This window comes from Rhizobium sp. YTUHZ044 (genome assembly GCF_051123975.1).
Classification (GTDB): domain Bacteria; phylum Pseudomonadota; class Alphaproteobacteria; order Rhizobiales; family Rhizobiaceae; genus Rhizobium.
Genome location: NZ_CP101426.1, coordinates 3113448 through 3135388 on the forward strand (window position 1 = coordinate 3113448; position 21941 = coordinate 3135388).

Sequence of the window (21941 nt, forward strand, 5' to 3'; positions counted from 1 at the left end):
GTAGAACATAAATCCCACTGAAAATGACCGAAAATACAAACTTAACACGAGCAATTTCAGCGGTCTAACTTCAACACTACGATAAGTAAACGAGCCGAAGCAAGTGAATATCGCAAGACCGCCAATAAGGGTTAAAAGCGGCGAGCATGTGGCAACTAAAATCCGGCTTTTACTGACGAACTAAACTATAAATGCAATCTGTAGTTTGATTTGGCTTTTACAGACGCGAACTTTTCCGATCAAGAGGGTGCCGTTCGCATCGCCCACCAGCGAAAACTTGGCCGCCTCGCAAATTGAATCCGCCCGCGGCTCGCGGGAATGCGCCAGACTCCGGTACAGCCTCACGCCAGGACGTGCGAGGCGTGACTGCTATGGAATGCGTCGACGTTGATCGACACGCTCAAGCTGTCGGTATCGATATGGGAAGCGCCATCGGAGATTTTGTATTGGAAGAACTCACTGACTTTGCCGCTGAGGCCTGCGAGTTTGGTGGCATCGACCGTATAACTATAATCGCCGTCGCTTTCGACGTGGATGACGCCGTATTTTCCGGTCAGCGTCAGGCCGTGCTTGTCCACCGCGCTGTCACCGAAGCGGCGAAGCAGTATTGTGCCGTTAATCGCATTGTCGTTATCAAGCAGATTTCCGTGATAGGCACTGCCGGTATCTTCCGCGATCTTCAAGCTATCGTGGACCGCAACAATTTTCGGAACGACCGCTGCAGGCGCGGTCGTGGCCGGCGTTTCCATGCTGGGCGCCGGAGAACCTACCTGAGGCGCCGGTACCTCCACATGCTCGGAAACCGGTGCGACAGGAGTCTGCTCATTGCTCGACGACGTGTCGCCGCTCGCGCTGCCCGCTGCGCTGTCAAGCTCGGCCTGCGCTTGTTCGAGCGTCTTGTTTTCACCGATGGAGAACGTGTTCTGCGCAGCGATTGCAGCGGGCATCGTCAGCGTCGACACCGAACTATCGATGACATTGTCATAGAAGGAGCCTGATGCAGACCTGTCGACCTTCAGTGCCGACGCGGTCAGGTCGTCGAAGACATTGTCGTGGACAATGATGTTCTCGCGGACATAGGCGGGATTGCCGACAGCGCTGACCAGGACGCCGTAGACGCCGTCGTGCAGGTAATTTCCGCTAATATCGTAATTTTTCGCATCGCCGGAGTCGCCAAGACCGATGCCGTACGACCAACTGTAGCCGCCATATCCAGAGATGTCGTTGTCATGGATGGCGATGTTCGTGCCCGCCTGAGCGCTCAGCCCGAAACCGCCGCCGACAAGGGTATTGCCCTCAACCACGGCATCTTGAGCCCGGATCAGCACCAGGACGCCCTTGGCGCTATTGGTTTCCGTCTGCTCGAGATGATTGTCCTTGATCAGGATATTGCTGCTGTTGTTGAGCTGAATGGCGTCAGCCACGCTCCCCTGACTGTTGGTAACGGTATTGTTGACGAGGGTGACGCCCTTGACCTTATCCATCCAAATGCCATCGGCATGCACACCGGTCAGGGTGCTATTCTCGATCGTGATGTTCTGGCTGCTTTGGAAGCTGAGCGAGCCGGCCTTTCCGGCCTGACCGGTATTCGAGACCTCGACGTTGCGGACGATCCAGTTCGATACACTCCCTGCATAGATCGCGTTGGCGCCAGTATCGGCGATCTTGATGTTCTCGACAATGATGTTCGAAGCCTTGGAACCGTGTATCCCGTTATTGCTGCTGTGAATGACCGGCGCATCACCGATGCCATAGCTGCCGATGGTGATCGGAGCGCTGACAGTGCCGGAATATTTCAGGTCGAACTGTTCGTTGAAGACGCTTCCGGCAGCAAGCAGCACGCTGTCGCCAGGATTTAGTTTTAAGGCTTCCACAGCGGACAACGTCGCAAAGGCTGAACTCTCACCGGTTCCGCTGTTATGGTCGGATCCCGTTACTGAATTCACGTAATAGACGGTCATGCTGCGATCTCCCGAGGTTATGGAAGACCTTCTAACTGCGGACATCTCTCCGGCTGCTAAAATGAAACACTAAAATGCGCGATATCTCGGAATATTCTTACATTCGGAGCATGATTATTCTAGTGTACTCAAAATATTGTACCGCGATAGGGTTGCAGAGCCACCAACGCCCATTCTACCTCGATTCGGCACACTACCGCACTGTGATCCGCAGCAAGCTGAAGCCGGCATATACCCGCTCCAGCGCAGCACAACGTTCCCAAACTGAACCTATATGCGGTAAACGGAAGGGTTATTTTCGGCGATAGACTACCAACCGATGGGAGAGGGCCCTGCGACTTTGCAAATCCGCTTAATAATCCGTCGCGATTACACAATAGCCCTACGGGGTGATACACTGTCGGACAAGATTACTACATTTGTCATGGAACAACGATTTTCTAATCGCGAAAGAACCATACAGCGAGATTACAACGGCACGGGCGATCACTAATTGTTAAAACTATAATATTTAGGACTTTCATCGACTTATGCACATTGCGCGCGTATACTTGCAGATCAATACACTCTGAAGTGCTTGTCTGTCGTTAACTACACGCTTGACTCCATGTATTAAGATACTCTTAATCATCCGGCTTGCCGAAGTCAAAAGTGACCGGCGAAGAGCAATTTCAAGGAGAGACACAGATGGCTATTCACGCAACCGACGATACTGCAACATTTCTGGAAACCGACGTCATTTCCGGGAACCTGCTCAGCAACGACACATCCGATGGCAACCTTTTCCTTCGCGCCTTCGACCACCAGAGCGTTGGTGCCAAGCAGGGCAACAATCAGATTACCGCAATCGCAGGCGACTACGGAACGTTCTACGTCAAGCCGGACGGAAGCTATACTTACGTATTGAGTGACGCTGCAAAGGTCGGCTTCACCGCCGGTGAGACGCTCCACGAACGGGTTTCCTACAAGATCTCCGATGGCGCCGGCCATACCGATTTCGGCCTATTCACGCTGAATATCCAGGGTGTCACCCAGGTAAAGCCGATTGCTGTTGACGACCATCTCAGCTTCAACGAGGGTGACGCCATCGCCGGCAATCTGCTGACCAACGACATTCCTGGCGACAATGGCCATCTTTTCCTGCGTCAGTTCGCCAACACCAGCGTAAACGGCGACCCGACCGCAACAACGAACATTGCCGGCACCTATGGGACCTTCCATGTCAAGGCGGACGGCTCGTTTACCTATGACCTAGCTTCGGATATCGCTCCAGGCGACCATATCACCGAAACAATCCAGTACTACAAGATCTCCGACGGTGAAGGCCATACGGATGTCGGCATTCTAACGCTCAACATCACGGGCACGGACGTCGTCTCCGGCGCAACCGTCTGATCATCGATAAACCATCGATGATGCAGCGCCCGCCGCTTACGCGGCGGACGTTGTTGATGTTGTATCAAGACCTGCTTTGTCCGCTCTGACAATGTTTCATCTCAGATGCGGGTTTAGGCAGCTTAAGCTTGCTACGCTCTTCAGGAATGGCGGAGAACGATTATCTGCCGCAGCGCTGTCGAAACCGCGCTGTAGCCCCCTCTCCTACGCTCGCCCAAGTTCGATCGAAGATCGGGCGGAGCTGCGGGTTGACCTTCCTTATCGCGGCATTGACCATACAGCGATCGCCAAGTTTCAGCATTGTGGTGAGATCGCTATCAAGCGCAATCTTTGCAGCGGAAAGGGTTACGCTGGTAAAATCGTTCCAGAAATAAAACCGCGATAAAATCATTCCTTGATCGTGGGGCGCGAGCACGACCGAACGCTTCATCATTTCCGCAATCGAGACTGGATCTTCTGCGATTTTCGACTGCACGGCCGCAAGTCGAAGCCAAAAGTTGCTATTTGTCGGCATGCACGAGAGGGCATGCCGCAAATATTGACGCGCATTTGACGCCGCAGCGGCCCAAGCGTCGTAGTTGACATTGACGTTCTGTCGATCGAGCTGCGTCAGAATGAGCGTGACGCCGGCGGCGACGATGTCAGATCGGCAATAGTGTCCGTCGACCACCTCGACAGCGCGCGCCGCATATCTGGCCGCGACATCGTTCGCGACAGTTTCGCCGCGTTCTATCCTCTCGGCGACAAGCGAAATGCTGGCCGTCCTTATCGAAGCATAGAGTTCTCGGCCGGCCAGCGCCGTAAAGACCACAGCGACGAGGAGGAAAACGATTCTCGTGGGCGAAACATACCGAATGCCGAGCATCAGCTTTCGGTATAGTACCGCGAATAGCGCTTATAATAATACTCGCTGGAACCGAATGTCCGGTAGAGCTTCATCTGCGCCGGATCGACCTTGGTCAATATGGCACCGACGCACTTCGTATAGAGATCCGGTTCGGACAACAGTGTCGACTGAACCACCTTCCGCGAAGTCTTGCCCCACTCGATCACGAAAACGACCGCGTCGAGCTTCGGGTTAATGGCGCGTGCATCCACCACCGGAGCCAGAGGAGGCAAGTCGACGATAATGTAATCGAAACTTTGACGCGCAAGCTCGAGAAGCTGATCCATACCGCGCGACGCGAGCAGCTCCGACGAATGCGGAACGCGATAGCGTGCCACGGTCGGCAGGAATGCGAGCTTTGTTTTGGGGTCAAGGAGAATGAGATCCTTCAGCGGGCGATTGTCGACGATTGCTTCAAGCAAGCCGGCCTCCGCGTGGCGGCCGATGGCCCGCGTCGCTCCCGGATTGCGCATATCGGCGTCGATCAGCAGGCACCGTGCCCCTTGCATGGCCAAAAGCTTGGCAAAATTGATGGCGGTCGTCGACTTGCCTTCACCGGGCAAGCTCGACACCACACCGATGACTTTGCAGCGCTGGTCGGAGGCACTGATATCGATCGCGATCTTCGCGCTTCGAAGCGTCTCGGCGAATGCCGACAGCGGATGCTCCTCGACATAAGTCGTGGTCTTGCCGCCCCTGGCGATGCTTCGCGGGTTCCCGGGATCGACGAGCGTCGGATCCTCGACGTTGTTCTCGATCAACGGCATGACGCCAAGTGATTCGACGTCGAGCATATCCTTGACATCGTCACCGGTGCGGAAGAAGCGATCGCGGAATTCACGGAAAGCGCCAATGCCGCTACCGAACGCGCATCCCAGGAACATGGCGAAAGCGATGACGAGGCTTCTTTTCGGCGCGCTCGGCTTCGTCGGCGTCTCCGCAGTCGTGATGATGCGTGCGGCGGTAATTGGGAAGCTCTGCTGCTGGATCGCTTCCTGATAGCGCGCCAGGAAGCTCTGATAGAGGTTCTTATAAGTATCCCGCGTCCGCTCGAGTTCGCGGAGCTGCACCTGCGTCTCGCCCGCCGTTGCCGCCACACCCGTTGCCTTATCAACGCTGTCGCGCAGCGATTTTTCGCGGGATTGCGCAACGGTGAGCTCGCTCTGATAGCTTTCGGCGATGCGATTCAGCTCGTCGAACATGAGCCGTTCATATTCGGCCATCTCAGCACGGAGCCGGACTGCCTGCACGTGGTCGGGACCAAGCCGCGCCTCGATCTCGGCCTCGAGCTTCGAAGCTTCCAGATATTTCTTGCGAAGGTCGTTTGAAATCGAACTGTCAAGCACATCGGTCACGATCGCATCGGTCTGCTTGGCTTCGATGATCGACTTGATGCGAGTATATTTCGCCTCGGCCTGCGCCGTTTCGGCCTGAGCCTTGATCAACTGGCTGTTCAGTTCGGAAAGCTGCTGCTCGCTGAGCAAAGTGCCCGATCCTGCCTCGACAAGTCCATGCTCGCTGCGGAACTTCTGCACTGCGAGGTCGGTGTCCAGCGCCTGCTGCCGGAGTTCTTCAATACGCTCCTGCAGCCACTCGCCGGCCCGGCGTGTCGCCTCATATTTCGAATTGAGCTTATCAACCAGATAAACATCGGCGATGGCAGCGGCGATTTCTCGCGCCAGATCCGGCGACTGCGAGGTGTAGCTGACGTCGAGGACGTAGGATTTGCCGACACGCTCGACATCGATATTTCCCGCGACGGTTTCCGCAGCCCATCGCCGTTTCATTTCCGCATCAGGAGCAACGGCCCCGTCGTCGGCAAACCAGGAGCGGAAATTGACCAGGGATTTCAGCGTTGCGACAGAAAAAAGCGAGTTCTTCTGCGCCGTGAATACAGGATCATCGACAAGTTTCAGCTTGTCGACGACCGCATAGGCGATCGTGTCGGACTTCAACAGCTCGACCTGGCTGAGGACCGTGCCCTCGTCATCGTCCAGCTGGCCGAAAGCCGCCAGTTGGTTAATCATCTGATTGTCGCTGCGGTCGATCAGCACTTTGGTCTCGGCCGTGTAGACCGGCACCGCAGTCAGCACATAGACGACACCAAGAATGGCGAAGGCGAAAGCGCACACCGCTACGATCCGCCATTGCCGGCGAACAATTGCGATCAGCTTGTCGAAATCGATGAAATCAGCTTCGTTTCCTGTATCGCGGGAGGCGTCGATACGCGGCGTAAGTTTATCTGGCGACAGCAATTTCGATCTCCAACAAAGGCGTCAAGCGCCAAGATCTACAGGCAATTCCAGCTATTGTGTGACCGGGACGCTCTGACTCGTCGACTCCGTCGTGTCAGCGGACGACTGTCCTCCTCCATTCGTGCTGACAAACGTAGTAGTAGTGTTAGTAGTGCTCGAAGACGAGTCGGAATCTGCGTTCGAAACTATCAGCGTACCGGCAGTCGTCGCAGCGCCGTCGAAAGGCGTGCCATCGTCCGACCCCGGGCCGGTTTGTCCAACCTGCCCATCATTGCCGATGCCGGGTGCTGCGGCGGCAGCACTTGCGCCAGGGCCGAGAGCCGCGGTCCCGCCTTCGGCCAGGACCTTTGCAAAGGCAGCAAGCAGCGGCGCGAGGTTCGGATCGGCGCTCGCCGCCTCGGCGACAGCCTTTTCGATAACAAGCTTGAATTGCGGATCTGTCACCTGGCAGCTGTTTGCCGCCCGCGCGAGACCGGAGCCGATGGCCGCCATCTGTGCGGCATTCGCCTTCTTGGCCTGCTCGATCACCGGGGACAGCGCGTCGTTGCTGCTTCCGACCAGCGCACGAACACGCGACGACAGAACCAACGGATCGGACATATCGAGCAGAACGGCGGGATTGGCCGTAAATCCGCCGACATCAATGGAAGTCAGGTTTGCAGGACCCAGGCAAGCAGCCGCAAAGGCGCCCGACGTCATGCCGACAAAAATTGCCGCGGCAATTCCGCTATATGCAAGTTTACCATGAACACTAAACCTTGCCATAAAAGTGGCTTCCTTCATCAAATCCGCTGTCGAAAACAGGCCGCGGCGCCGATCGTACGCGTTCGGCGCCGGCTCTTTCCCACTTAATTTCCGAGTTCTTGCACCGCATTACGGGTATCGCGTGCGTCGTCCGACACGCCGGCGACAGTGGACGATACCGAGTTTACGATGTCAAGGAACTTGACCAATTCGACAGAGTCCGAATTGGAAATATAGATAATATCCTTGTCTTCCATCTTGAATTGCTGAGCGGCAAACAGGGTTGCCGGATCACGAAGATTGGCGCGGATAATCACGGGAACCGTATCGCCCGCAAACCGCGTCGTATCTACATGCATCGCCGCAAGCGTCTTCCTCGGGAGAAGGCGATAGAGCAGAACCTGGGCCGGGTCCGCTCGGTCGTCGCGCAGGCCGCCCGCCTTCGCGATGGCCTCCCCGAGAGTCAGATCCGACTCTTCGAAATCGAACCGGCCGCTGACGCCGGCGGCGCCGAGCGCGAGATAGGTACGGCGCTCATGATCGACCGAGATCGTGTCATCCGGCGCGACATAGATATTCTCCGCCGGATTTTTCAACAGCGTATTGTAGGCGACGGTCGCCGTTCTGCCGCGGCGCTGCAGCGTCACATTCGTTTCAATGTTATTGGTCGTCAAACCACCCGCGGCGGAAATGACGTCGAGGATGCGCTCACCGGCCGGGCTGATCTGAACGCGTTGCGGATTGTTGACGTCACCAAGCACGGCCACCTGACTGGAGCGGTTGGTTGTCGTGGTGATAACCACCTGCGGCTCGATTGCGCGGCTGGCCAGACGATCTTCGACATCCTGCTCGACGGTCTCCTTCAGGCGACCCGCAGCCGGAACGCGACCCGCATAGGGGATCGTGATCGTTCCGTTTCTATCGATGGTCTGCGCCGGCAGAGAGATATAATTGCCGGGCCGGCTACCGGCGTCGGAGGGAATGAAGAGACCGCCGGACTGAGCTTCGAAGATCGCAACCTCGACGACATCGCCATAACCGAGCGGAATTTCAGGCGCTCCACCGCGCCCACCGCCAAAACCCTTGAAGGAGGTCGGTTGCGGAGAGGTGAAATAGGACAGGACGTTCTTGCTGAGGTCAACCAGGGCGTAGTCGATACCGACGCGACGCTCCTTCGTTGTTACCTTTACCGCGGCCCCTCGATCGACATCTTTGTGATCTGGACCGGATCTTGGCAAGGACGTGCAGCTTGCCAAAATACTCGTTAGCGCTACAACAATGGCGACGCGTGTACTACCGACAGGAAAACAACCCATAGAATAACCCGTGTTGACGCCCTTGAAGCTACTGCTCCGCAATCGGACAAATTACAAGACAATCCCTGATCAATAATTACCGAATGCCGTTTATCATTCTCTAACTGTGGCAGCCCGGCAACGCCGAGCCCTTCAGTAAACGAACGGCTCAGCCCGGCTCTCTGACGCCGGCAATAATCTAAAGGCTGCGTCCGCTATAAAATTTCTTGCGTTTAAGAGTCAACCCGCAGCCCCCAATCAAATCGGTATTTTCGAAAAACCTTCATAAATTCCATTCATTTAAAGCCGTTTGGCGCGGATCGATCACCCATATTGCCGATCGATTTCGCCGCGACTGCGGCCGAGGCTGATCGCAACGACGGCGCTCAGGAATGCGGAAAAAAATACCGCGAAACCAGGGATTTGCAGCGAAAAATCGACCGCGGCATGAAGGGCGACCAGAACGGTCCCCGCTATGCCGAGCAGAACATAATGTCGCAGGCGCCGCCTGTCGGAGAGCCCGCGCCGGAAGACTTTCGCAAGCACTGCAAAAACAAGAAACGTCGCAACCGGAAACATTATCCCCAGACCCAGAATGCCTTCGAGGTAGAAATTGTGCGCACGGTCAAAAATCCCGAAGATGCCGCAGGCGGGATCGCGGTAGGCTGAAAACACGGTGCGGAAGGTTCCAAGGCCGGTTCCCGTTAGCCAGTGATCCGAAATGGCACGCCATATGCCCGGCAGAATACAGAAACGATCATCATCCTCGAGCCGCCGTTCCTGCGCGCGCAAAATCGCCTGCCCTGCAAACATGCTCAGCAACAGGACGACGAAAATGACCGCCGAGAGAAACTTCAATACCGAACGCCATTTCGACACCGGTGTCAAATGTTGTCTTGAACCGTTCCAATTGAGGGCAAGCCAGGGAAAATAAATGAGCGCGGCGACAAAGGTCGCGAATATTCCGGCGCGTGATCGGCTCAGCATCAACGCGGTGAAACATGCGCATAGGAGCAGAATATAGATCCACGTTCTCAAGAGCAGAAGGTTTCGGCCTGGTTCGCCGGGCGGATGGACTGAGTAAGACCGGGCATTGTCCCTGACCAGCGTCAGCATGAGCAACGTTCCTAGCCCGAGGAAAGTCGCGGCCGTATTGCGGTTGACGAAGACGGCCGTCAGGCTGTCGAGGTAGGCGTGTTTCTCTATGACGATCAGGATGGTGGGAAACATCGAAAATTGCAGCAGGCCGAAAACAGCGATGCCCCCCGCCGCGAGCCCCAGGCTGGTCAGCACTTTCCGCGCTCGTTGATCGGTATCGCACAAGATAAGTCCGGTCAGAAAAGTCATGAAAGGCAGGGCCACCCTGAGTATCGACGCAAGCGTGTCGGCCGGCTCGACGGAGATCGCCGCATATTGGACGCCCGCCAGATCGCGCGCAGCGCCCCAGGCGGGGTTTGCCAGCCAGTTTGCCGGCAGTTCAATCGTTTGGATGAATGCCCAGCTCGCCAGCACGACGAGCAAAAGCAAGGCGATCTTGAACACCCACCTGCTTTGTATTGGCTCGGCAAACAGCAATATCGAAACGATCGCGAGAGCAAACATTCCGATTGCGGCGAAGGCGAAGGGCAAAGGTGTGACACTCCCAAAAGGAATGAGCGTCAATATCACCAGGCCGATGAAGGCAACGAGAATCGTCTCCCGCAAGACCTGCCTGTTGATGAGGTTGGATAACATTTGGGACTTCACTCACCGGCAGGGAAAACGAGGCAATCACAACCATTACGGTTAATATACTCGTACTAACATAAGTTGCATATCAAGCGCTTGCGTGTTAAAGTGCAACAGAATTCCACATCGTTAAAATTGTCGCGAACGGCTTAAGCCAATCGAGACAGGACCCGCGTATGCTCCTTCAAGCAGCAGAAACGGGACAGGCGTTCTGTGCCCAATACTTGGCAGATCACTAAATCGCCATGCCATTGACTGAGCCAAAAGGCAAGCCTGATCTCAATCGCTTGCCCTGACGGGGATTAAGAGATGAAGAAAACCTTCGTTACACTTCTGGCACTGGCTTTTACAGTAGGAAATGCCTGCTCTGCACTTGCGGCCGGCCCCGCAGGTTTCGCCCGCGGCCTGACCAGCAGTTCCGAGGTCAGCTATATCTCCGAAAAAGAAAAGATCGTTCCGCCTTTCGCCCAGGTGCTGTTCTGCGCCCAGAACCCCGCCGAATGCCGCGACAACAACGGTCTGGCGGTCATCGCACTGACGGACAAGGAAATGCTGCAGCTGAAGAATGTGAACCACACGGTCAATCGTACCATGATCGGCCGCAACGATTCCCGCAACGAACTGAACGGCGATGTCTGGAAGGTGAATGTGCGCAGCGGCGACTGCGAAGATTTTGCATTGACCAAGCGCAGCCGGCTGATAGCGATGGGCTGGTCATCGCGGGCCTTGCGGATTGCAACGGCCTATACACCTTCCGGCGAAGGGCATGCCGTCCTCGTGGTCAGAACCGACAAGGGCGACCTGGTCCTCGACAACAGGCAAAGCAGCATCAAGAACTGGCGCGATACAGATCTGCGCTGGGACAAGATCCAATCGGGAACGGACCCGTACGTCTGGTACCGGCTGTAGCAGCCGAGCAGCCGATAGAGCAGTTCGCCTCATTCCCGGATTGAAATAGAGCCGGCTCTCACGAACGCTCGACTTGTCATATCGCCCACATAAACCTATGTTTTTGCTGTCGAGCGGGTGGCCGGCAACGAACAGCGGCACCCTCGACACGACTTCCGATGTGGGTATTAAGCGATCTTCGATATTGTCTTTTGGCCCAGATTCAGTATGACGAACGCCATGCTGCGACGCAGCATGACGTTCTACTCTAATGATTTGAGGGAAATATGCGCATCACGATGATTGGATCAGGCTATGTCGGCCTCGTTTCAGGCGTTTGCTTTGCGGATTTCGGCCACGACGTCATCTGCGTCGACAAGGATCTGAGTAAGATCGAGGCCCTTCGCGAGGGCCGCATTCCGATCTACGAGCCGGGTCTCGATCAACTGGTTGCTGAAAACACCAGCACCGGCCGCCTGTCGTTTTCGACGGATGTCGGCGAAAGCGTTCGTGGCGCCGACGTTGTGTTCATCGCGGTCGGAACGCCGTCTCGTCGCGGCGACGGCCATGCCGATCTCTCCTACGTCTACGCGGCTGCGCGCGAGATTGCCACCTATGTGGAAGGCTTCACAGTCATCGTCACCAAGTCGACGGTGCCGGTCGGCACTGGAGACGAGGTCGAGCGCATCGTGCGGGAAACCAATCCTTCAGCTGACGTCGCCGTCGTCTCCAATCCCGAATTCCTGCGTGAAGGCGCGGCGATCGAGGATTTCAAGCGTCCTGATCGGATCGTCGTCGGACTGAACGACGACCGGGCACGCGAGACCATGACCGAAGTCTATCGTCCGCTTTACCTCAACCAGGCTCCCCTGGTCTTCACGAGCCGCCGCACCTCCGAGCTCATCAAATATGCGGCTAACGCCTTCCTGGCCATGAAGATCACCTTCATCAACGAGATCGCCGATCTCTGCGAAAGGGTCGACGCAAACGTCCAGGACGTTTCGCGCGGCATCGGCCTTGACGGCCGTATCGGCTCCAAGTTCCTGCATGCCGGTCCGGGTTACGGCGGTTCGTGCTTCCCCAAGGATACGCTTGCCCTTGCCAAGACGGCGCAGGATTACGACGCACCGGTCCGTCTGATCGAAACGACGATCTCGATCAACGACAACCGCAAGCGGGCAATGGGCCGCAAGGTCATTTCGGCGGTCGGCGGAGACATTCGCGGCAAGAAAGTCGCCATCCTCGGACTGACCTTCAAACCGAACACCGACGACATGCGCGACAGCCCGGCCATCGCCATCATTCAGACGCTGCAGGACGCCGGCGCCCAGGTCGTCGGCTATGATCCAGAGGGTATGGACAATGCCCGCAAGGTCATCGAGAACATCGAATATGCGAACGGCCCTTACGAAGCCGCGGCCGACGCCGATGCCATCGTCATCGTCACCGAATGGAACCAGTTCCGCGCACTCGATTTCAATCGCCTGAAGCAGTCGATGCGCGCTCCGGTCCTGGTCGATCTGCGCAACATCTATCGCAGCGACGAAATCCGCAAACACGGCTTTACCTATACCGGTATCGGCACCAATCTTTACCAGGACGCCTGACGGAGCCTGGCAGCCATGTGAACCTTCTGACGCCGCGGCACAATCCCGCGGCGTTTGTTTTTGGAGCGTGCGCCACGCTCTCTTCGCCGAGCGCATCGGCACGAAGATCAGAAATGACTCTTGGAAAAATACGATGCGCAAATCCAGAGTGCGGAGAGCGCGTCCTTCGTCTGAAAAATCGCACGGCGCGCTAAAGCAGCCCTACCCTCGTCCCCTTGATCGTCAGTACGGTCAGCCGGCCCGTCGCCGACACCGCGGTGTCGATGCCGATGCGTTGCGGACCGAATGTCGGGGCTCGCCCCGGAGTATGTCCGTGGATCACGAGGACAGGAAGCTGCGGTCCTTCGTCCAGGAAGGGCTGCCGGATCCACATCAGGTCGTTGTCTTTTTGTTTCTCGAGATCGATGCCGGGTCTGACGCCCGCATGCACAAAAACCACCCTGCCTAGGCGCACCATGATCGGCAGCGATTCCAGGAACTGGATATGTCGCTCGGGTATCATATTGCGAATGACGCGGGTGATCGTTTCATTTCCCGCCGCCGACTGCAGGAGATGCTCGATATCGATGCCGTATGAGTGCAGCGTCTCCGTCCCGGCGAAACCCAGCCATTCGAGAATACCAGCCGGTTTGCGATAGAGCTTCACCAGTTCAGCATCGTGATTGCCGCAAAGAACCAGGCGCTGAAATCCTGGCGGCGGGTTCTTGCTCAGGAACTCCAGAACCGCGCTCGAATCGGGTCCACGATCGACATAATCGCCGAGCATGACGATGAGTTTCGGCCCCTGAATGCGTGCTGCATCCTCCTCGATGCGGCGATGCACCTCGACGAGCTCGTTGTAACATCCGTGAACATCGCTCATGGCGTAGACCGCAGCGAAGTCGCCTTCGGCAAAGCTCAACCGAGCGCGCTTCTTACGATTGCCGGCCAGTATCGGTATCTGTTGTCGCCACCGTCCTAGATAATTAGACATGTAACCCATTTATGAGACCCGACCGATTGGCGGGTTGATCGATTTCCCATCCATCGCTGCAATGGCACGCAACTCAGTGTTCATAAGAAGTTGGCCTGATCGCGGCGTTGACAATGTAGCCGCAACTTATTGCCACATTCAAAACGACCTGATCTTTCGCCGCTTGCTGAATCGCCTTCACCAGCCTCGTCTGGGGTCGCGACAGAACGCTGCGCGTCCAACACATCAAACAATGCGGATTGTCCATCCCTGTAGCTCCCAGGTGAAAGCGCAAGGGTCTCCTGCGTGAATCCTGGGTGCGAAGCGAGGCAAGCTCGCCAACGATAGCTAAACGGCTGCCACGGACAACGGCGTTTCTGTACTTATGTTTTCGTTGAGAAGATATCATCATTAATATCAAGTTGTATTTTAGGACATGATGATTAATCGCCGGTTAATCTTCTGTCTACTGGATCGATTCTTTCATATTCGGCTGTGCCACCCAAAGTCTCCAGACCGGGGAGAACTCGAAACCGACGGCTTTCCACAGGCGAGGCCTCCGGAAAAGCTGCATAAATCAACTACAGCGAGAGGCATCCGGAAAAAATGAACGTTAAAGCAGATCACGCTTGACGACCCTGCGACGCCGCTTAAAGATGGTGCGCTGCGAGCGTGAATGACGATTATTGATCAGGAATCTGAGATCCAAAACTGCGGGGTGCAAAGTGGAAACTGCGGTTGATTCGAAACTTATCGAGGCGATCAGCTACGACGAAGACAGCCGGCATCTACGGGTCTATCTGACCAACGGCCAGAGACGAGAATATGAAGGTGTCCCCAAAGGCGTCGTCGTCGGTTTGACGATGGCAGAATCGCCGGGGAATTTTTACATGAAGGCAATAAGGGGCAAATATCCTCATCGCCCCTGAGCATGTCGCGCAAAACTGTGCTGCGGTTTTGCAGCAACGCCATGCCTAATCAGCGACCTAAAGCGCAAGGAGCGAATCTGGAAGATCGCGACGCGCTTCAGATAATTGGTCGATCAGCGACGATGCGGGGCCGGCATTCGCCGGCCCCGTTCGCAGTCTTGGCCACTGTGGCAAAGGTCAATAGCCGCCGAGGAAGTCGCTAACCGCATTGATCTCCGATGGCGCGATCTCGTGCCCACCGGCATGCCAGACCGTCCTGACTTCCGCGCCCCGGCCCTCCAGGTGCGCAGACAGCGCCTGGGTCACCGCGGCCGGAGCGATGGGATCCCGCTGCCCGGCTGTCACCAGAACCTTTCTTCCGGTGAGCGTCGAGCGAGCCTGGGGCTGAAACGGAATGAGCGGATGCATCAAAACCGCCGCATCGAAGATGCCTTTTTCGATCAGCACGTTAGCAAGAATATTCGCCCCATTCGAAAAACCCAGGCCGAGAATGTGGGAAGCCCGATATTCGTCGGCAAACGCCTTGACATAGGCCGCCATCTTCTCCGTCGCGCGTGAAAGGTCGGACATGTCGTAGACCCCTTCGCCGGTGCGGCGAAAGAACCGCGCCGCGCCGTATTCGGAAACATCGCCACGCGGCGAAAGAATCGTTGCTTCGGGCAACAGCCGTCGGCCGAAGTCGAAAAACTGGTTTTCGTCGCCGCCGGTGCCGTGCAGCACGAGCAGAATAGGTTTGTCAGGTGCACCGGCACGCAGCCGGTGCACATATCCGGTTTCGGTCATCTTGCCCTCCCTAAGCTTCGAGCGGCTGCAGATGCTGCTCGAGCAAGGCACGAAGATGAGCGTGCTGCTGCGGCAGCTTCAGCGCTTCGCCGAGATGAGCCGTGTCTTCGTCACGGTCGAAGCCGGGCTCATTGGTCGCGACCTCGAACAAAACACCGCCCGGCGTGCGGAAATAAATCGCCCAGAAATAATCACGGTCGATCACAGGCGTCACCTGATAGCCCGTATCCATCAGGGCCTTGCGCACTTCGAGCTGCTTTTCGCGATTCTCGACGGCAAAGGCGACATGGTGGACGGAGCCGGCGCCGGGAAGCGCGCGGGCAATGTTCGGCATCGTCTCAAGGTCGATGAGGTGCGCGCCGTTGCCGTCAGACTTGATCAGCCGCTTGATGCCGTCCCGCTCCTCAGCCACTTGATAACCCATGAACTTCAAGAGTTCGGCCGTCGCGCCCTCGTCTCTCAGCCGCATAGCGACGGAGTGGAAGCCGCGAATGGCGTGGTCTTCGCTGATGCCGCCATGCGTCCAGGGCTGGCGGGCATCATCCTTGACCTCGACAAGCGCGAAGCCGTCACCGTCCGGGCCGGAGAAGTTCAGGCGCTTTTCGCCGAAGCTTTCCTCAGCCTTCAGACCGCCGAGACCAAGCGTGGCGAAGCGGTCGCTCCAGAAGCCGAGCGAGCCTTGCGGGACAGAAAATACCGTCGTGCCGACTTCCCCGGTCCCGGGCCGGCCCTGCGCCATCTTCGGGAACGGGAAATAGGTCATGATCGTGCCGGGCGCACCGGTCTCATCACCATAGTAGAGATGGTAGACATCAGGCGCATCGAAATTGACAGTCTTCTTGACGCGCCGCAGGCCGAGCGCATGGGTGAAAAACTGATTGTTGGTGCGGGCGTCCTCCGCCATCGACGTGACGTGGTGCAGACCCTTGATCTGATCGAGCATGTGAGACCCCTTTCTTGCCCGCAGTCCGCGGGCTTTTGATGGATCATAAATGCGCCTCAGCCGGCCTCCGGAATAGACCCAGAGACCAAAACGCATTGTCTATTATTAGTGAACGAAGATCGAGCCGCGTTCACATCAGGCGCCGTAAGGATCTGCCGGCAATTGCCAGTCGATCGGCGCCCGTCCGCGGGACTGAAGGAAGGCATTCGCCTTGGAAAAATGTTTGCAGCCAAAGAAGCCGTTATGGGCCGAAAGCGGCGAGGGATGCGGCGCCTTGAGCACCAGATGCCGCGTGGTATCGACAAATGCGGCCTTGCGCTGGGCATAGGAGCCCCAGAGCATGAAGACGACAGATTCGCATTCGTCATTGACTTTGCCGATAATGGCATCGGTGAAGCGCTCCCACCCCTTGCCCTGATGGGCGGCCGCTTGCCCTTCCTCGACTGTCAGCACGCTGTTCAGCAGGAGCACGCCCTGCTTTGCCCAATGTTCGAGAAAACCATGGCGCGCTGGCGCTATGCCGAGATCCTTCTCCATCTCCTTGTAGATATTGACGAGCGAGGGCGGTATGCGCACGCCGGGTCGGACGCTGAAGCATAGTCCATGAGCCTGCCCAAGCCCGTGATAGGGATCCTGTCCGAGGATGACGGCCTTGACGTTGACAATCGGCGTCAGATCAAGAGCGCGGAAATATTCGCTGCCCTTCGGGAAGATCCGCTTGCCCACTCGTTTCTGCGCGACGAGAAAGGATTTGAGTTGTTGCATATAGGGGCTTGAAAACTCCCCCGCCAGCGCGGCCTTCCAGCCCTCATCGAGACTGACGGATGTATCGCTCATCAGGAACCCTTCAGCATAGGACGAAACAATGGACACACGGTTCTAACAAAATCGATCTACGCTGCAATGCCTGTCGGCAATGGGTCTACGTCTTTAGGATCGGCGGGAGAAGACTGCGAGAGGCTGTCCGAGGCATCGTCGTTCGTGTTTAACTATATGACGGCTTCGGTATTTACGCCGGCAGGCGGCCTGAGTAGAACCTTGATTGTAAACTGGAGGCACCTCTTCAAATGAAATTCGGCACGAGCGGCCTTCGCGGACTTTCAGTGGATCTCAAGGGTCGTGCCTCGGCTCTCTACGCGATGGCGTTCGGCAAATATCTGCTGAAAAGCGGCAAGGCACAGACCGGCGACGTCATTTTGATCGGCCGCGACTTTCGCGATTCCAGCCCTGAAATCTCGGGCAATTGCGCTGGCGCGCTTGCCGCGCTCGGCTTCCGCATTTTCGACTGCGGCAATGTCCCGACGCCAGCCCTTGCTCTTTATGGTCTTGAAAGCAAGGCCGCATGCCTGATGATAACCGGCTCTCATATTCCGGCGGACCGCAACGGCATCAAGTTCTACCGTCCGGACGGCGAGATCGACAAATCGGACGAGGCTGCGATTACCGCCTTGGCCGCCGAAATCGAGAAAAGCGGCGAAGCGGTCATGCAGGCGCCAGCGGCGATGGAAGATCGTGAGGCGATCTGTCGACAGCTCTTTTTCGAACGCAATACGGCCCTGCTTCCGCAAGGCGCGCTGTCCGGCCTGAAGATCGGCGTCTACCAGCACAGCACCGTAGCCCGTGATCTCCTGGTCGACGTTCTTGCCCATTATGGCGCTGAGGTCACCGTTCTCGGGCGTTCGGAAAGCTTCATTCCGGTCGATACAGAAGCCGTTTCCGAGGAGACTATCACGCTGATGAAGCGCTGGGTCTCCGATCACAGCTTCGATACAATCGTCTCGACGGATGGCGATGGCGACCGCCCGCTGGTCGCCGACGAAACCGGCACGCCACTGCGCGGCGATCTTCTCGGCCTGGTGGCAGCCAATTTCCTTGGAGCCGGCACGGTGGTGACACCGGTGACCTCCAATTCCGGCATCGAGGCAGCAGGCTCCTTTACCGTCACGCGCACCCGCGTCGGCTCGCCCTTCGTCATAACAGGCATGGAAGAAGCCGTCGCCGCTGGGCGAGATCACGTAATGGGCTTCGAGGCCAATGGCGGGCTGCTGACCGCAACCCCCTTCGTTATTAACGGCAGAGCCGTGCGCGCCCTGCCGACACGCGATTGCTTCGTCCCGATGCTGGCGATCCTGTCGCTCGCCGCCAAACGCCGGCAGCCGCTCTCTGTTATCGCTGCCTCCTATCGCCTGCCCTTTGCCGCCGCCGACCGCCTGGAGAATTTCGCGGTCGAGACCAGTGCGGCGCTGATGGGATATCTGCGCGCCTCGGATGAAAATCTCTCCGCTTTCCTGCTGCCGATCGGCGAGGTGGCGGCGAAATCCGACATAGACGGCCTTCGAGTGACGCTCGGAGATGGCGGGATCATCCATTTCCGCCCGTCCGGCAACGCGCCGGAAATGCGCTGCTACGTCGAGGCCGGAAGCGAAACTGCAGCTCTGGCCCTGCTGCAGGCAGGGCTCAATCGAATTAGAGACTGGGCAGGCGCCCGACAATCATGCGACGAAAACGTATTTCAAGGAACCCGCCTATGACGCAGAAAATCGTTCCCGTGATCATGGCCGGCGGTAAAGGCACCCGGCTCTGGCCGCTTTCCCGTGCCACCGCGCCGAAACAATTCATTCAGTTCGTCGGCAACAAGACGCTGTTCCAGGACACCCTCGAACGTGTTTCCGATCCCGCGCTCTATGAAGCCCCGATCGTTGTCACCAACGAGGAATTCCGCTTCCTGGTCGCCGAGCAGGCCCGCGCGCTTGCCATTCCGCTCGCCGCCGTGCTGCTCGAGCCCGTTGCCCGCAACACCGCCGCAGCGGTGGCCGCCGCCGCGACGCTCGCCGCCGAGCTCTTCGGCAAGGACACGATCATCCAGATGCTCGCTTCGGATCACGAGATCCTTGCCGACAAGAGCTATTTCGATTGCATCCGCATCGCCCGCGATGCGGCCGCTGCTGGCAAGCTCGTCACCTTCGGCATTAACCCCACTGAGCCCGCGACCGGGTACGGCTATATCGAAATCGGCGAAGCGCTCGGAAACGGCGCCCACAAGGTCAGCCGCTTCGTGGAAAAGCCGGCCTTGGACAAGGCCGAGCAGATGCTGGCCGATGGCGGCTTCTATTGGAACTCGGGCATCTTCATGTTCCCGGTGACAGAGCTGATTGCCGAACTTCAGGAATATGCGCCCGACGTACTGAAGGCGGCAGGCAAGGCCGTTTCCAAGGCAAGCCGCGATCTCGACTTCACCCGCCTCGATGCCGATCATTTCGCAAAGAGCCCTGATATCTCCATCGACTATGCGATCATGGAGAAGACCTCGAAGGCCGCCGTCGTCCCCTCGCCCTTCAAGTGGTCCGATATGGGAAGCTGGGATGCGGTCTGGAAATCAGGCGTCCGCGACGACAACGGCAATGTCGCCGCCGCAAACACGACCGTCGTCAACACCCGCAACTCGCTCGTCATGACCCACGGCGTGCACCTTGCCGTCCAGGGCATGGACGACGTCGCCGTCATCGCCAGCGAGGACGCGGTCTATGTCGGTCCGCTCAAGGACAGCCAGAATGTCGGGCAGTTGGTCAAGATGCTGGCCTCCGCTTCCGCCACGGCGAAATTCACCGAAACCCATCCGACGTCCTATCGCCCCTGGGGCGGCTATACCTCGATCTTCAACGGCGACCGCTTCCAGGTGAAGCGCATCTTCGTCACGCCGGGCAAGAAGCTTTCGCTGCAAAAACACCACCATCGCTCCGAGCACTGGGTCGTCGTAAAGGGAACGGCCGAGGTGACGATCGGCGACAACGTGCAGATGCTGCGCGAGAACGAAAGCGTCTATATCCCGCTCGGAGAAGTCCACCGTCTCGCCAATCCCGGCAAGATCGTTCTCGAGCTCATCGAGGTTCAGACGGGCTCCTATCTCGGCGAGGACGATATCATCCGCATCGTTGACGAATTCGGAAGAACTTAAGCCAAGTGCCGGAACGACAGGCAGGCCAGATCAGCCCGCCGGCGCTTCCGGCATGACCACCATCCCTGTTGAATTCCCCTCCGGGATTCTCGTAGAATGAATGAGCCGACAGACCTGACAGGAGATGTCCTCTGATGCGTACCCTGCCCGCCCTCCCCGGATTTCTTTCAGTCCTGCTGCCGGCAATGGCCTTTGCCCAAACGGCGAACATGCGCGCCGCAAGCGAGGCGGAAATCCGCCAGCATCTGCCCGGCACGTCGGAGCTGAAAGAAAGCAGCAACGGCTATGAATATCGCGAAGGCAGCAAGAATGGCTACAAGATCAACAATGGCGAGGTCTGTGTCCGGTTTCCCGACAAGTCGACCGACTGCGTCAACGTGAAGACTGACGGCAAGAATTTTCAGATGATCGACCGCAAGGGCGGCCGAACCAGATTCTGATTTCAGCCCGGCTTATCTTGCCTGTTTATTGTGCCGGCGCCGTCTCGCCGCTCCTATCGACAATGAATTCGGCGATCAGGCCGGAATGGTTGGAGCCGAGATTGTCGTCGAGGCGTTTCAATGACGTCAGATGAAGCGGCGCGCGCGCGAATATGTGATCGATGGCGATGCCGTATCGATCGGCCGCGATCGGCCATGTCGCCGGTTCGGGCGCCATAGTCTTGAGCTTCTGCTTGCGCAGGAGAGCCTGAATGCTAGGGGCGATCGACGACGAATTGAAATCGCCGGACAGCACCAGCGGACCTGAGATCGCATCAAGCGCTTTGCTGAGATCTCCCAACTCTTCCATCTGGTAATCGTCGTAATAGGGTTTGGTCAGATGGGCCGATACGAGATTGACGGTTTGCCCGCCGAAATCGACGCTCGCTGCGACCAGCCTGTCTTTTCGCAAGCTGCCGATGCTCGCGACCTGGCGGGTCACGAACGGGCGCTTGGACAGCACCAGTGTATCGCAGCTGTCTTTGCCGTTGTCGCAACCGATATGATACGGATAGACCTTGAACAATCGCTGCAGATGGAACGTCAGCGGCTTGGCTTCGAGCAGATTGACGACATCGGCGTTCGAAGCGATCACCATATCCGCGATGGCGGTCGAATTTTTCCAGTTATCGATCGCAACGTTGAACGACATCAGACGGAAAAGCGGCGCCGTTCCCGTTCCCCTGTCGTCCTCCGCAAATTCACGTAGCATGATAACGCCGTGCGCCGTGAGGAGCAGCGAGACAAGCAGAAGGGCAACGCCGTAAGCATGTCTTCTGACAGCCAGGATGACGAGGCTGGCGGCGGCGTATGTGAGGCCGAGATGGATCTGAAAACTGTAGATGAAGGAGAGCAGCCAGAAATTCGTGAGATAGCGCAGCGACACAACCGCAATGGCCAGGGTCAGAAACGCAGAGAGAATCCAATAAACTATGTTTCTCATCAATCCCTGGTTCCGCCTGAACAGGATGTCGCCCGAAAACCGCTTTTCGGCATCATGCGCGAGACGACCCGTCGCCCATAACATGCAAGCCCCTATGGTGCAATGCAGCATAATGTCCGGAAACGACGACAGCAGAGCCGCGTCGGGTGCTATCTTTCAAAGGCCTATCGACTCGGCCTCTTTTTATCCTGTAAGTGG

18 protein-coding genes are annotated in these 21941 nt (G+C 57.4%); 7 read left to right on the top strand and 11 right to left on the bottom strand.

The genetic code is table 11. The annotated features are described in order from the left end of the window. Window positions 1-341 precede the first annotated feature (341 nt). Complete coding sequence (locus NL154_RS15520) at window positions 342-1961, bottom strand: right-handed parallel beta-helix repeat-containing protein (RefSeq protein ID WP_210630227.1); 1620 nt, start codon at window positions 1959-1961, stop codon at window positions 342-344. Window positions 1962-2648: 687 nt separating this feature from the next. Here NL154_RS15520 and NL154_RS15525 point away from each other — a divergent pair. After that, window positions 2649-3356 carry an Ig-like domain-containing protein gene (locus NL154_RS15525; protein ID WP_210630225.1) on the top strand — a complete coding sequence of 236 codons (708 nt, stop codon included), beginning with the start codon at window positions 2649-2651 and terminating at the stop codon, window positions 3354-3356. A gap of 160 nt (window positions 3357-3516) precedes the next feature. Here NL154_RS15525 and NL154_RS15530 read toward each other — a convergent pair whose 3' ends face one another. The 5 genes from NL154_RS15530 to NL154_RS15550 all read right to left on the bottom strand — a co-directional run bounded on the left by NL154_RS15530 (window position 3517) and on the right by NL154_RS15550 (window position 10270). Further along, on the bottom strand, window positions 3517-4221 hold the full coding sequence (locus NL154_RS15530; RefSeq protein WP_210630223.1) for a hypothetical protein: 705 nt from the start codon (window positions 4219-4221) through the stop codon (window positions 3517-3519). Continuing rightward, window positions 4221-6497: a polysaccharide biosynthesis tyrosine autokinase gene (locus NL154_RS15535; RefSeq protein WP_210630221.1), complete on the bottom strand. Its 2277-nt coding sequence runs from the start codon at window positions 6495-6497 to the stop codon at window positions 4221-4223. Before NL154_RS15535 ends, NL154_RS15530 begins: the two co-directional genes overlap by 1 nt. Before the next feature lie 51 nt (window positions 6498-6548). Then, complete coding sequence (locus tag NL154_RS15540; protein WP_434734101.1) at window positions 6549-7262, bottom strand: sugar transporter; 714 nt, start codon at window positions 7260-7262, stop codon at window positions 6549-6551. Between the two features lie 83 nt (window positions 7263-7345). Further along, window positions 7346-8557 carry a polysaccharide biosynthesis/export family protein gene (locus tag NL154_RS15545; RefSeq protein ID WP_210630219.1) on the bottom strand — a complete coding sequence of 404 codons (1212 nt, stop codon included), beginning with the start codon at window positions 8555-8557 and terminating at the stop codon, window positions 7346-7348. A gap of 303 nt (window positions 8558-8860) precedes the next feature. Beyond that, a complete protein-coding gene (locus NL154_RS15550; protein ID WP_434732931.1) occupies window positions 8861-10270 on the bottom strand; it encodes an O-antigen ligase family protein in 1410 nt (469 codons plus the stop codon). Between the two features lie 303 nt (window positions 10271-10573). Here NL154_RS15550 and NL154_RS15555 point away from each other — a divergent pair, with 303 nt between their 5' ends. Continuing rightward, entirely contained in the window at window positions 10574-11173 is a 600-nt protein-coding gene (locus NL154_RS15555; RefSeq protein ID WP_210630215.1) for a transglutaminase-like cysteine peptidase, read from the top strand. Between the two features lie 266 nt (window positions 11174-11439). Continuing rightward, entirely contained in the window at window positions 11440-12759 is a 1320-nt protein-coding gene (locus NL154_RS15560; protein ID WP_210630213.1) for a UDP-glucose dehydrogenase family protein, read from the top strand. A 190-nt stretch (window positions 12760-12949) separates the two neighbouring features. Here the strand turns inward: NL154_RS15560 and NL154_RS15565 are convergent, their stop codons facing one another. Then, complete coding sequence (locus NL154_RS15565) at window positions 12950-13741, bottom strand: metallophosphoesterase (protein WP_210630211.1); 792 nt, start codon at window positions 13739-13741, stop codon at window positions 12950-12952. A gap of 656 nt (window positions 13742-14397) precedes the next feature. Between NL154_RS15565 and NL154_RS15570 the strand changes: the two genes are divergently transcribed. Continuing rightward, entirely contained in the window at window positions 14398-14640 is a 243-nt protein-coding gene (locus tag NL154_RS15570) for a KTSC domain-containing protein (RefSeq protein WP_064804427.1), read from the top strand. A gap of 177 nt (window positions 14641-14817) precedes the next feature. On the opposite strand, the gene NL154_RS15575 is transcribed toward NL154_RS15570, so the two are convergent. From NL154_RS15575 to ung, 3 genes are all read right to left on the bottom strand, one after another. Continuing rightward, window positions 14818-15423, bottom strand: coding sequence for an alpha/beta hydrolase (locus NL154_RS15575; protein WP_210630209.1), 606 nt, complete (start codon window positions 15421-15423; stop codon window positions 14818-14820). Window positions 15424-15433: 10 nt separating this feature from the next. Beyond that, a complete protein-coding gene (locus NL154_RS15580) occupies window positions 15434-16366 on the bottom strand; it encodes a VOC family protein (RefSeq protein ID WP_221123065.1) in 933 nt (310 codons plus the stop codon). A gap of 135 nt (window positions 16367-16501) precedes the next feature. Further along, window positions 16502-17203, bottom strand: a complete 702-nt coding sequence (gene ung / locus NL154_RS15585; RefSeq protein WP_434732932.1) for a uracil-DNA glycosylase — start codon at window positions 17201-17203, stop codon at window positions 16502-16504. A gap of 230 nt (window positions 17204-17433) precedes the next feature. Here ung and NL154_RS15590 point away from each other — a divergent pair, with 230 nt between their 5' ends. From NL154_RS15590 to NL154_RS15600, 3 genes are all read left to right on the top strand, one after another. Further along, the gene (locus NL154_RS15590; protein WP_221156478.1) at window positions 17434-18897 is read left to right on the top strand and encodes a phosphomannomutase; all 1464 of its coding nucleotides are present in this window, start codon (window positions 17434-17436) and stop codon (window positions 18895-18897) included. Beyond that, a complete protein-coding gene (locus tag NL154_RS15595) occupies window positions 18894-20321 on the top strand; it encodes a mannose-1-phosphate guanylyltransferase/mannose-6-phosphate isomerase (RefSeq protein ID WP_020922051.1) in 1428 nt (475 codons plus the stop codon). Before NL154_RS15590 ends, NL154_RS15595 begins: the two co-directional genes overlap by 4 nt. A 134-nt stretch (window positions 20322-20455) precedes the next feature. Next, window positions 20456-20761: a hypothetical protein gene (locus tag NL154_RS15600; RefSeq protein ID WP_434732933.1), complete on the top strand. Its 306-nt coding sequence runs from the start codon at window positions 20456-20458 to the stop codon at window positions 20759-20761. Window positions 20762-20786: 25 nt separating this feature from the next. Here the strand turns inward: NL154_RS15600 and NL154_RS15605 are convergent, their stop codons facing one another. Beyond that, on the bottom strand, window positions 20787-21743 hold the full coding sequence (locus NL154_RS15605) for an endonuclease/exonuclease/phosphatase family protein (protein WP_221123068.1): 957 nt from the start codon (window positions 21741-21743) through the stop codon (window positions 20787-20789). Window positions 21744-21941 lie beyond the last annotated feature (198 nt).

Bases quoted from the DNA above. Each gene is read 5' to 3' on its own strand.
- ung (WP_434732932.1), bottom strand. From the start codon at position 17,203: ATGAGCGATACATCCGTCAGTCTCGATGAGGGCTGGAAGGCCGCGCTG.
- NL154_RS15590 (WP_221156478.1), top strand. From the start codon at position 17,434: ATGAAATTCGGCACGAGCGGCCTTCGCGGACTTTCAGTGGATCTCAAG.
- NL154_RS15565 (WP_210630211.1), bottom strand. From the start codon at position 13,741: ATGGGTTACATGTCTAATTATCTAGGACGGTGGCGACAACAGATACCG.
- NL154_RS15540 (WP_434734101.1), bottom strand. From the start codon at position 7,262: ATGGCAAGGTTTAGTGTTCATGGTAAACTTGCATATAGCGGAATTGCC.
- NL154_RS15550 (WP_434732931.1), bottom strand. From the start codon at position 10,270: ATGTTATCCAACCTCATCAACAGGCAGGTCTTGCGGGAGACGATTCTC.
- NL154_RS15605 (WP_221123068.1), bottom strand. From the start codon at position 21,743: ATGAGAAACATAGTTTATTGGATTCTCTCTGCGTTTCTGACCCTGGCC.
- NL154_RS15600 (WP_434732933.1), top strand. From the start codon at position 20,456: ATGCGTACCCTGCCCGCCCTCCCCGGATTTCTTTCAGTCCTGCTGCCG.
- NL154_RS15560 (WP_210630213.1), top strand. From the start codon at position 11,440: ATGCGCATCACGATGATTGGATCAGGCTATGTCGGCCTCGTTTCAGGC.
- NL154_RS15545 (WP_210630219.1), bottom strand. From the start codon at position 8,557: ATGGGTTGTTTTCCTGTCGGTAGTACACGCGTCGCCATTGTTGTAGCG.
- NL154_RS15520 (WP_210630227.1), bottom strand. From the start codon at position 1,961: ATGACCGTCTATTACGTGAATTCAGTAACGGGATCCGACCATAACAGC.
- NL154_RS15575 (WP_210630209.1), bottom strand. From the start codon at position 15,423: ATGACCGAAACCGGATATGTGCACCGGCTGCGTGCCGGTGCACCTGAC.
- NL154_RS15580 (WP_221123065.1), bottom strand. From the start codon at position 16,366: ATGCTCGATCAGATCAAGGGTCTGCACCACGTCACGTCGATGGCGGAG.
- NL154_RS15530 (WP_210630223.1), bottom strand. From the start codon at position 4,221: ATGCTCGGCATTCGGTATGTTTCGCCCACGAGAATCGTTTTCCTCCTC.
- NL154_RS15555 (WP_210630215.1), top strand. From the start codon at position 10,574: ATGAAGAAAACCTTCGTTACACTTCTGGCACTGGCTTTTACAGTAGGA.
- NL154_RS15595 (WP_020922051.1), top strand. From the start codon at position 18,894: ATGACGCAGAAAATCGTTCCCGTGATCATGGCCGGCGGTAAAGGCACC.
- NL154_RS15525 (WP_210630225.1), top strand. From the start codon at position 2,649: ATGGCTATTCACGCAACCGACGATACTGCAACATTTCTGGAAACCGAC.